Below are 9,826 nucleotides of genomic sequence, written 5' to 3' on the forward strand. Positions count from 1 at the left end.
CCCCGCAAGACCCAACGCCGAACGAGAAGCAGAACGCCCCCCAGCCCCACCCCCCGACAGCAGCTAACCCCCAACCACCAGACACAGAAAAGCGCCGGTAACCTGCAACAAAGGCGCTGCCGATAAAAGAACCCGTTAGACAAAGCCATGCTGGCGGGGACATCGGCGATCCCGCACAACGACGGCCGCCCAGTGCGCGTCATCCTACGCTCTAGCGATTCTTACCGGCTTCAGTTATGAGCGCGAATCCAAACGACGCCGCGCTGCCCCATTGGTGACAGCGGCGATTCTGGGTGAGTATGGGGCGGGGACGTCGTCAAGCATAGGTATACAACTAGGCGTCGACTGGCGGTGGCCCCGGCGTCTCGTCGAGGATCCCCGCGTGTACCAGATAGCTGGCAAGGTCGCCGTAGTTGGTCACCACCTCGTCCGGGTCGTACCCACCCATCACGTACTCGATGACCGCGTTACGATTCTCGAGCACTTCCACCATGACGAATTCCTCATCCTGTCCAAAAATTGCGATCTGGGAACCGCGAGTGGACGTGTAATCCACAACAGACTCCTGCAACCCCACGCGCTCCGCGTCGCGAATGGCTCCCTGATTCTCGGTGTACTGAGCGACCAACTCACCGTCGGCCCCATAGAGGCAGGAAATGGTCGGGACCCACTGCGCGTCGTAGCCCTGATCTGCTGACTCGCCGAAATAGGACGTATCTTCGTAGCACTCGGACGTCAGCTCAGCCAGAGGTGTAGGAACAGACGCCGGCACCTCGGACTCTCGGATAGCGTCAACATCATCGATGTCAATCGTGCGCTCCCAATAACCGGCATCAGAGGCATCGACCTCTCCTGGCCCATCTTCCAATCCAGCAGCAAAGTCTTTAAGCTCCGAAAATGCCGCCACAAGAGCGAGCCCTGTAACCAGAATAAGACCGAGGATAATTGCTAGAGCAATCCACACCGTTTTCTTCGAACCGGGCTTCTTCTGTGGCGGTTGCGGCATCCCCTGGCCTTGCCCATTAAAACCGGGAGGCGCTTGGTTGTTCCCAGGTTGGACGTGGTGCGGGTTCTGGCCAAATCCGCGGGGAGGCGACTGAGATTGAGAGTTGTCAAATGGGTTCGTCATGTCGCTCAATTTAACAGAGAACCACGTCACGCAAACCCTAAAAATGCAGGATGCGAGGCCTAATCCCCGCCGGTAACTGTGATGCTTTTCGGTCTGGCTGGCCCGAGCACTAGACTTTTCAACCGATGACTACTTTCGCCGAACTCGGCCTCCCCCGCGATATTGTTCGTATCTTAGACAAACAGGGCATCACAACCCCCTTCCCTATCCAGGAAGCCGCTATTCCCGACGCCCTCGCTGGCAAGGACGTCCTCGGCCGTGGCCCCACAGGGTCGGGTAAGACCTTTACGTTTGGTCTCCCTACGCTGGCCCGATTGGCCGAGTCCGGAGTGTCGCGCCCGGCCCACCCGCGCGGGCTGGTCCTGGCACCGACGCGCGAGCTGGCAACCCAGATCCAGCAGCGCTTAGAAGAACCCGCGGCGGCATTGGGACTGCGGGTACTGGCAGTCGTCGGGGGCGTCAACATCAACAACCACATTCGCTCGCTTGCCCGCCCGGTTGACCTGCTCGTTGCCACACCGGGACGCGCACAGGACCTCATCGACCAAGGAAAGCTTTTCTTCGACCACGTCACTATCACCGCCCTCGACGAGGCGGACCAGATGGCGGACATGGGTTTCCTCCCCCAGGTACGCAAGCTGCTCAAACTCACACCAGTTGATGGTCAACGTTTGCTCTTCTCCGCCACCCTCGACGGCGAAGTCAACAAGCTGGTCAACCAGTTCATGCACGATCCCGTCACCCACTCCACCGCCCCCGTCGAGGCAGCCGTCGACACGATGGAACACCACCTTATTTTCATCGGCACCCGCGAGGCCCGCAATGACGTCGTTCTTCGTCTCGGCGCACGTAAGGGCAAGACCATCATGTTTATGCGCACCAAGCATGGCGTCGACAGGCAGGCCAAAAAGCTGCGCCGCGTCGGAATCAACGCGTTGCCCCTGCACGGCGATAAGGGCCAGAGCTCACGTACCAAGGCCATTGAGGGCTTTGCCGACGGCAGCGTTCCGGTACTCGTCGCCACCGATATCGCTGCCCGCGGTATCGACATTGCCGACGTCTCCCTTGTCGTCCACGTCGATCCGCCAGCTGAGCACAAGGCCTATCTACACCGCTCTGGCCGCACTGCACGCGGAGGCGACTCCGGCACCGTAGTCACGCTCGTCACCGACGAGCAACGCGATGAGGTGGCAAAGCTCATCGCGAAGGCCGGGGTTGCGCACACCGACCTCGACATCAGTGACCACGCCAACCCCGCCAGCAGCCCCGAGCTTGCCCAGATGACTGGAGCGCGCAAGCCCAAGGGCGAACCGCTCGGCCCACCACACCAGCAACCATCGAAGAAGAAGCCACAGAGTCAGTCCGAAAGGCAGCCTGCGCGTCGGAGATCGGGTAGCCGTAACCAGCGCCGCCGACGGGGCAAAGCAGGTCAGCGATGATTCTCCAGCCTCAAACCTGGCAAACCCGGATGACCATGCATGAGGAGGCGGCTAACGAGTATCTCGCACGCTACCGCCACCCGGGCTCGTATCACCCTGTCTACGACTTCCTTTTCGAGTACTATCCCGTCCGCCCGTCACACCTGCGGCGTTGGCACCCAGGCGTCGGTGTGACTCTGGCCGGCGAGGCCCCGCATGCTGAGTGGAACTACTACCACCGCATTGATGAAGGCGTCACGGTGGACACTGAGGCCTTCCTCGCACGCCGCGGTAGCACCGTTCGCTACATCCTGAATCTGCTAGAAAAGACCACGCATAACCCCACCCAATTCGATTGCTTTGGCCTGCACGAATGGGCCATGGTCTACCACACCGATTCTCCTCGCCATGACTTGCCGCTGCGGTTAGGGGCGGAGGGGACGAATGAGGTCGTCGATAGGCACCGAATCAAGTGCACGCATTACGATGCCTTCCGTTTCTTCACTGAGCCCGCGCGCCCGCTCAACCTCACGGTGCTGACTCGCGAGGGACAACCGGAGAACGACCAGGCGGGCTGCGTTCATGCGACTATGGATCTCTATAAATGGGCGTGGAAGTTGGGGCCATTGGTGCCGGGTGAGTTGTTCCTCGACACCTTCCGGCTAGCGGTGGCAGCACGCACACTTGATATGGAAGCGTCACCCTACGATTGCCGCGAGTGGGGCTTTGGGGTCGTCCCCATCGAAACGGCGGATGGAAAGTCCGAGTACGTGCGTCGCCAACGCGAGCTTGCCGACGCCGCCGAGCCCCTCCGCGCGCGGCTTGTCTCCCAAATTCGCACCGCACTGCCCGCTACAATGAGGAACCATTAATGTGACCCGTCGGGGCGCGCTGTGCCGCCCCGCGAAACCAGCGCGGAAGGAAAGAGATGGCCCGGCACTCGGATGGAAAAAATAACTACGCATTTGCACCGTGGGTTATCATCGTGGCCGTTTTAGCGGTGTTGGCGCTGGTTATCGGAGGGTTCTTCCTCTTCCGTGGAAACGATTCCGATTCCGGTGAAACGGTGGCGGCAGAATCAACTACAGCTAAGACGGAGGAGACCTCTACTGCAGAGCCCACAACGTCGGCCGCGCCTGCGTCGTCGGAAACGGCGAAGGATACCGAATCGACGTCGGCCGCCCCCAGCGCGGAGGAGAAGGCCGCAGAGGAACAGGTCGCGCCGAATACTTTGTTCCTCCTCGATACGTCCGAGAACCTCGCGCCCTATTTCGATGCGGTAAGCCAGGGTGTGGCTGAGGCGGCGTCGGCAGCCGGCGCGGAGGGAAGCCACGTGGGCCTTTGGAACTACTCCTCTCCTCTTTCCGCCTCGGCAACCGTGGGTTACCGCCAAAACGTATCGTATGGGAATGCCGATAACGTTACCTATGCCGTAGGTATGTTTGGCACGGGTGGCGTTCCGCAAACCCGGAGTGCAGTGGTAGCCGCACTGGATAACGCCACCGACCAGGTGACTGAAAGCGGCAAGGACACACGCGTCGTGCTCGTGACCACCGGCACGCAGCAAGATATGGATGATGCTGCCTTCGCCGAGGCCATGAAGAATGCCCGCGGCGACGGAGTGAGCTTGAGCGTGGTGCACGTGGGTAACGGCGAGAAGGATGCTGAACTCGAAAAGCTGGCTGATTCTTACAGCACGGTCGCAGATCCATCCGATGCCCAGGACAGTGCAACGGCCATTTCAGCCGCAGCCGGCGCACGCTAGACGCGGGATCTCATGCAAAACTAGTTCGCGACGTGCGCTCCCAGAGCGCAGAAAGCCGCCGCGTTTTTCCCAGGACACTGACGTGAGCAGCAGTGCGGGAAGGGCGCGGCGGCGAGTGGCGAGTTTAAGAGGTCTTGCGCTTACGGCGAGCAGCGAGCTCGTCGAGTCCAATAACGATGTCAGTCTCTTCTTCCTCCACGACGCGCTCGGCCGGGAAGGACGTGATGGTGCCGGAGAGCTCCTTAAGGATGCCGGGAACAGCGATACCGAATACACCTTGGCCGCCGGCGAGGAGGTCGATGACTTCATCGTTGGACCGGCACTCATAGACCGTGGTGCCGTCGGAGACAAGCGTGAGCTCCGCCAAGTCATTGACGCCGCGGTCCCGCAGGGATTCCACGGCGAGGCGGATATTCTGCAAAGAAATACCGGTGTCCAGCAGGCGCTTGACAATCTTGAGCACCAACACGTCCTTAAAAGAGTACAGACGCTGGGAGCCAGAACCACGCGCGGTGCGGATCGAGGGCTTAACCAGGTCGGTGCGCGCCCAGTAATCCAGCTGGCGGTAGGTAATACCGGCTACCTGACACGCGATGGGTACGCGGTAGCCCAGCTCCTCGTCCGGTCCGACGTCGAAGAGGGATTCTTGGACATAGCCGTTCGATGCGGCGTCATCGAGCGGCAGGGCGCGGGACTCAGTGCGGTTGTTTTTACTGCTCACGTAATTACTCCAGTGATGTTTGAGGGAGTTCTATTTTTCTATTAAAGGCCACGTCAGCCACCACGTCAAGGGTCGCCCTCCGTGAACCTCTAGTAGAACTTTAGACTTTTTTGGTCACTTTGTCATCATTAGTCACACGCGTGTCATTAAAAAATTCGCTGATAACAAGTAAAAGCGGCACCCAGAAATAGTGCCGCTGTGTCTAGCGTGGAGCGCTGGTGAGTATGTCGAGCCGACCGCCGCCCTTCTACGTACGAAGCTCAGCTGAGCGCGCGGGCGCTAGTCCTCATCTTCCGGCGAGTCGCCCCCAAGCAAATCTTCTTCGGAAATTCCGGAGTCACGCATTAGCTGCTCGAAGTCATCGTCTTCCTGGGCTTTCTGCCGAGCCGCCATCTCTTGAAAATCGCGCGACCTCTTCTCCGGGAAGGTCTCTGGAGACTTAGCTTCGCGTTCGAGACCGTAGTATTCCTTGAGATCTTCATCGCTAATGTAAATAGCGACCTCCTCGAGCACTTCCTGCTCAAAGCGGATGGGCACCCCGTAGTGATCTGCAAGGACGAGGGCGTCACAGATGCGGGCGTCGTGCTCCTCACCAGTTCCGTCGACCACATCGACCATGAAAGCTCCCTTGTGGTACTCGGAGACACAAATATGCTCGATCCCGTCGAGCTGGTCGGCGAAGGCAATCAAGAGTTCATAGGTACTAGGCCGCGCGTTGTAATGGCGCTCCAGCACTTGGAGAACGCGGGCTCCATCAATGGGCGAGACCCACACAGGCACGTGCCGGTCTGCCTCTTCCCAGTAGAAGAGGGCACACAGGTTATTCTCGGGGCCGACGGGGTGGATTCCTAAAAACTTCAATACTTCTGCAGTCATGGCACCCACTTTTCCACACTTTCCTCACGCGTGGCGATTGACAGAGCAGCCCTCTATTCCGCTAAGGGCGGAACTCGTCCCGCAGCTCAGTCTTGACCAGCGTTCCATGAAGGGACAGAACAAGCGCCGCCATCTGCTGCGAGAGCTCTTCTGCCTGCTGCGGGGCCGTATCAGACTTCGAATGCGCTACCGGTGAAGCCACCTGCGAAATCATGTCTGCCTGCCGGCGGGCGGCATTGCGCAGCGACTTCAATTGCCGTGCCTCAAAGCCGAAAGACTCTAAGGCGACAGCCGCCGACACAATAGACACGTCATCCGTGTCAAAGAATCCCGCCGGATCCGGCTTAATGAGCCCCACCGAGACCAGCTCCGCAATATTTTCTTGCGTGGTCCCGGCTTGGTCGGCCACGTCGGCGTCGGTAAGCCTAGTCACCACTGGTGCTCGCAGCTGCTCGGCACTGATCAGTGCCTCAGCTTGGGAGGAGACAATGGCGGTTACTTGACCCGAATCCATCGCCTCCAGCTGCTCGCGAATAACCTTGAGCGGCGTGTAGTGGTCGCGCTGCGCGGTCAGAATGTAGCGCAGGCGGTCAAGATCCTTCTGGTAGTAGCGGCGGTAGCCCTTCGCGGTGCGTTCCGGAGTAATCAGACCCTCAGATTCCAAAAAGCGAATCTTCGACACCGTCACGTCCGGGAACTGCTTCTGCACGTGCTTCAGCGTTACGCCAATAGACATGGGCTTTTGCTTGGTCTTCTTGGCCGCCGAAGATGCTGTTGCTGCCGCTGCGGCGGACTTCTGAGCACTCACGATGGGACTACTACTGCTTTCTACGCGGATTCACTTTGACAAAGGGCAGGTACAGTGAGGAAGCAAGACCGGCTGCTCCCCTCGTACCTCCGCTTCGTCCTTGCTGACGGGTACTGCCCTATTTGGGGGCGATGAAGACGAGGCGGAACTTACCAATCTGGATTTCGTCGCCTACTTCCAGTACCTGCGCATTGCGCGGCTCGCGGTTGACGTAGGTGCCATTGAGCGATCCGACGTCCACGACCTCGAACTGGCCATCCTTGGCGCGGAATTCTGCGTGGCGGCGGGAGACGGTGACGTCATCGAGGAAGATATCTGCTTCCGGGTGGCGGCCGGCGGTGGTGGTCGGCTGATCAAGCAAGAAGCGCGCGCCGGCATTCGGGCCTCGCTTCACGACGAGCAGGGCCTGGCCGTCAGCCAGGTTCTCAGCGCCAGCAACGGAGGCGTCGGAACCCGCCGCGGTGCCGTTTTCCATCTCCTTAAGAAGATCAGCGCGGAAGACAGAAGTAGTCTCTGCCTGCGGTTCCGGCGTTCCGGTATTCTCGCTCATTTTTACCTCCGAAGGGTCGGATCGATGTTGACTCATTCCATATTAGCGACTCCGCTGCGCGCGCGAGTCGCCTCTCCACAAATACATTAACGGAAAATGTTTCCTATGCCCTTGAGCACGGAATTTCCCCCGCCAGACAATGGATTATCGGAAACCATATAAGTCCAGGTGGCACTCGGACGGGACAGTCCATGATCCTCTAGGTGAGCACCATCGACATCAATAAGTACGGTCTTAAAAGTATCGACGGCATCATCAACCGCGCGCTGCGCCAAATCCTTGAATTCGCGTACGGCGATGCGGTGGTATTCATCGATGGGGGTCTCGCGAGCAATGGCACGCAAGTGAATGGATTCACGCACGTCATCCATCAGCTCCAAGTGGTCGGCCCACGCTAAGTCGAGGTGGTAGAGCATGATCTCGCGCGCAGCGCGCTCACGGGCTTCCACGGGGACGTCGCTAAGCTCGGCGGCGCGTTCGGGCGCTCGCTCAGCGAGCTCCTGCCAGGCTTGGTCCGTATCGAGCAACTTAGCGCGGCGCTCATCGATAATGATGCGCTGATCCGCCAGCAGCTGGTTGTACTTCCATGTCTGCGCGTGGATTTCCAGCAACTGGCCTTCCGTCACCCGCTGGCAGTGTGCGATGAAATCTCGGACACGCTTGGATTCAATGAGGCCATCGGCATTTGGCCGAGCCGACAGGGACTCATCTTCCCCACCCTGCTGAACTACGTCGTCCTCCAACGACACGAAGAAGAGCGACATGCCCGGATCTCCCTGGCGGCCAGCACGGCCACGCAACTGGTTATCCAATCGCGAGGAACGGTGCCGCGAGGTGCCAAGTACTGCCAATCCGCCCTTCTCGACGACCGCGTCGCGGTCAGCTTCGTCCGCGCCGCCCAGCTTGATATCGGTGCCGCGGCCCGCCATCTGCGTGGACACCGTCACGCGCCCCACGTCGCCTGCTTCCGCGACGATGCGCGCCTCATCCTCATCGTTTTTAGCGTTGAGCACGTTGACAGTAATGCCACGTTCGCGCAAAGCTGCAGCAAGGTCCTCGGACTCCGCGACATCATGGGTACCCACGAGGACCGGCTGACCCGTGCTGTTGATCTCAACGATCTCGTTGACGATGGCGCGCGATTTTTCATCCACGGACGCGTAGATGCGGTCTGCTTCATCGAAGCGCTGCAGTTCCTTATTGCGGTCGATGACCGAGACGTGCAGGTCATAAAACTGTCGCAACTGGTCGGTGGCCTCCACCGCGGTGCCTGTCATGCCACAGACCAAGGGGTAGCGACGCATGAGCTCCTGCAGCGTAATGGTGTCGAGGATGCGCCCACCTTCTGATACCTCCAAGCCTTCTTTGGCCTCCACCGCTGCCTGGAGTCCATCCGGCCAGCGTTGCAGCTCGGCCACGCGGCCGCGGGAGGCGTCGATAAGCTGCAGCTTTCCGTCCGTGATGATGTAGTGAATGTCACGGATGAGCAGCGCCTTCGCGTGTAGCGCTAGGTTGACCTTCACCAGTACGGAGCCGATATTCTCCTCCGAATACAGCGAGTCAATACCCAATTCCCGCTCTACTCGAGCCGCACCATCATCGGTGAGCGCCACCGTGCGGCCGTCCTCCGCGATGACATAGTCCTGCTCCTCGCGCAAGCGCGAGACCACGTTGGTGATGTGGCCCGTAGATTCCTCACCGGGACGATTTCCGGCGAGGACGAGGGGGACGAGGGCTTCGTCGACAAGCACAGAGTCCGCCTCATCCACCAACGCCACGTCCGCGCGCGCCTGCACCGTCTGCTCCCGGGAGGTGATCTGGTTATCTCGCAGCACATCGAATCCGAGCTCATTAACCGGCGCATAAATAATGTCGGAAAGGTAAGCCCCGCGTCGCTCTTCCGGCCCCATTTTCTCCGTCACGGAAGCCACCGTGAGTCCAAAGAACTCCACGAGTGGGCGCATCCATTCGGCGTCACGCGCCGCTAGATAATTATTAACCGTCACCAGGTGCACGCGCTTGCCGGTGAGCGCGAAACCAGTCGCAGCCATGGCACCCACCAGTGTCTTTCCTTCGCCGGTGGCCATTTGGATGACGTCACCTTCAAGAAGACGCAGTACAGCTTGCGACTGGACATTAAAGGGACGCATGCCAAGCTTGCGTTCGCTCGCCACGGCCAATGCCGCGAGGAAACGAGATTTATCTGCAATTACCCCGTCTTTCACGCAAGCGCGCGCAGTGGCGGCAACCTCAGCATCCGACAGGTTCGCGATATCCTTCACCGCGGAATCTGCGGCCGTCACAACGGCTTTCGACTTCTTGTTGTTGCGCTCGGACTGCGCGCCCATTGCCTTCCAGAACCAATCGAATGCGCCCATGAGCACTCCTCCATCCTTGTGCGTCATACAGGTCTTCTACCGACTCTAGTCAACCCCGGTTCGCAGGCGTGCGTTCGCCCTTATATCCTTGTGGGCATGCAATCCGTGAACGTGTCGCTCCCCTCCAGCACCGGTACCGCGATGGCCGGAACCATCGACTTCCCTGACTCCCCTCCGCAAG

9 protein-coding genes are annotated in these 9,826 nt (G+C 59.8%); 3 read left to right on the top strand and 6 right to left on the bottom strand.

Annotated elements, in window-relative coordinates:
* Positions 1–334 precede the first annotated feature (334 nt).
* Positions 335–1,129 (bottom strand): hypothetical protein, encoded by a 795-nt coding sequence (locus RDN59_RS09975; protein WP_308607705.1) that lies wholly within the window; start codon positions 1,127–1,129, stop codon positions 335–337.
* Positions 1,130–1,254: 125 nt separating this feature from the next.
* Between RDN59_RS09975 and RDN59_RS09980 the strand changes: the two genes are divergently transcribed.
* From RDN59_RS09980 to RDN59_RS09990, 3 genes are read left to right on the top strand one after another with little or no spacing between them, the layout of a single operon-like run.
* On the top strand, positions 1,255–2,568 hold the full coding sequence (locus RDN59_RS09980; RefSeq protein ID WP_308607706.1) for a DEAD/DEAH box helicase: 1,314 nt from the start codon (positions 1,255–1,257) through the stop codon (positions 2,566–2,568).
* Complete coding sequence (locus RDN59_RS09985) at positions 2,565–3,419, top strand: 3-methyladenine DNA glycosylase (RefSeq protein ID WP_374044604.1); 855 nt, start codon at positions 2,565–2,567, stop codon at positions 3,417–3,419. Before RDN59_RS09980 ends, RDN59_RS09985 begins: the two co-directional genes overlap by 4 nt.
* A 56-nt stretch (positions 3,420–3,475) precedes the next feature.
* Positions 3,476–4,312 carry a VWA domain-containing protein gene (locus tag RDN59_RS09990; RefSeq protein ID WP_308607707.1) on the top strand — a complete coding sequence of 279 codons (837 nt, stop codon included), beginning with the start codon at positions 3,476–3,478 and terminating at the stop codon, positions 4,310–4,312.
* A gap of 124 nt (positions 4,313–4,436) precedes the next feature.
* Here the strand turns inward: RDN59_RS09990 and RDN59_RS09995 are convergent, their stop codons facing one another.
* The 5 genes from RDN59_RS09995 to secA2 form a co-directional block, all read right to left on the bottom strand.
* Complete coding sequence (locus RDN59_RS09995; protein ID WP_210397754.1) at positions 4,437–4,997, bottom strand: MerR family transcriptional regulator; 561 nt, start codon at positions 4,995–4,997, stop codon at positions 4,437–4,439.
* A 315-nt stretch (positions 4,998–5,312) separates the two neighbouring features.
* The gene (locus RDN59_RS10000; protein WP_308607708.1) at positions 5,313–5,909 is read right to left on the bottom strand and encodes a bifunctional nuclease domain-containing protein; all 597 of its coding nucleotides are present in this window, start codon (positions 5,907–5,909) and stop codon (positions 5,313–5,315) included.
* Between the two features lie 61 nt (positions 5,910–5,970).
* A complete protein-coding gene (locus tag RDN59_RS10005) occupies positions 5,971–6,717 on the bottom strand; it encodes a MerR family transcriptional regulator (RefSeq protein ID WP_308607709.1) in 747 nt (248 codons plus the stop codon).
* Positions 6,718–6,835: 118 nt separating this feature from the next.
* Complete coding sequence (gene odhI / locus RDN59_RS10010; protein WP_154762726.1) at positions 6,836–7,267, bottom strand: oxoglutarate dehydrogenase inhibitor Odhl; 432 nt, start codon at positions 7,265–7,267, stop codon at positions 6,836–6,838.
* An 86-nt stretch (positions 7,268–7,353) separates the two neighbouring features.
* Positions 7,354–9,645, bottom strand: a complete 2,292-nt coding sequence (gene secA2 / locus RDN59_RS10015) for an accessory Sec system translocase SecA2 (RefSeq protein ID WP_308607710.1) — start codon at positions 9,643–9,645, stop codon at positions 7,354–7,356.
* Positions 9,646–9,826: the final 181 nt, after the last annotated feature.

The sequence above is a fragment of the uncultured Corynebacterium sp. genome, assembly GCF_902489365.1.
Taxonomy (GTDB): Bacteria; Actinomycetota; Actinomycetes; order Mycobacteriales; family Mycobacteriaceae; genus Corynebacterium.

Bases quoted from the DNA above. Each gene is read 5' to 3' on its own strand.
- secA2 (WP_308607710.1), bottom strand. From the start codon at position 9,645: ATGGGCGCATTCGATTGGTTCTGGAAGGCAATGGGCGCGCAGTCCGAG.
- RDN59_RS09975 (WP_308607705.1), bottom strand. From the start codon at position 1,129: ATGACGAACCCATTTGACAACTCTCAATCTCAGTCGCCTCCCCGCGGA.
- odhI (WP_154762726.1), bottom strand. From the start codon at position 7,267: ATGAGCGAGAATACCGGAACGCCGGAACCGCAGGCAGAGACTACTTCT.
- RDN59_RS09985 (WP_374044604.1), top strand. From the start codon at position 2,565: ATGATTCTCCAGCCTCAAACCTGGCAAACCCGGATGACCATGCATGAG.
- RDN59_RS09980 (WP_308607706.1), top strand. From the start codon at position 1,255: ATGACTACTTTCGCCGAACTCGGCCTCCCCCGCGATATTGTTCGTATC.
- RDN59_RS10000 (WP_308607708.1), bottom strand. From the start codon at position 5,909: ATGACTGCAGAAGTATTGAAGTTTTTAGGAATCCACCCCGTCGGCCCC.
- RDN59_RS09990 (WP_308607707.1), top strand. From the start codon at position 3,476: ATGGCCCGGCACTCGGATGGAAAAAATAACTACGCATTTGCACCGTGG.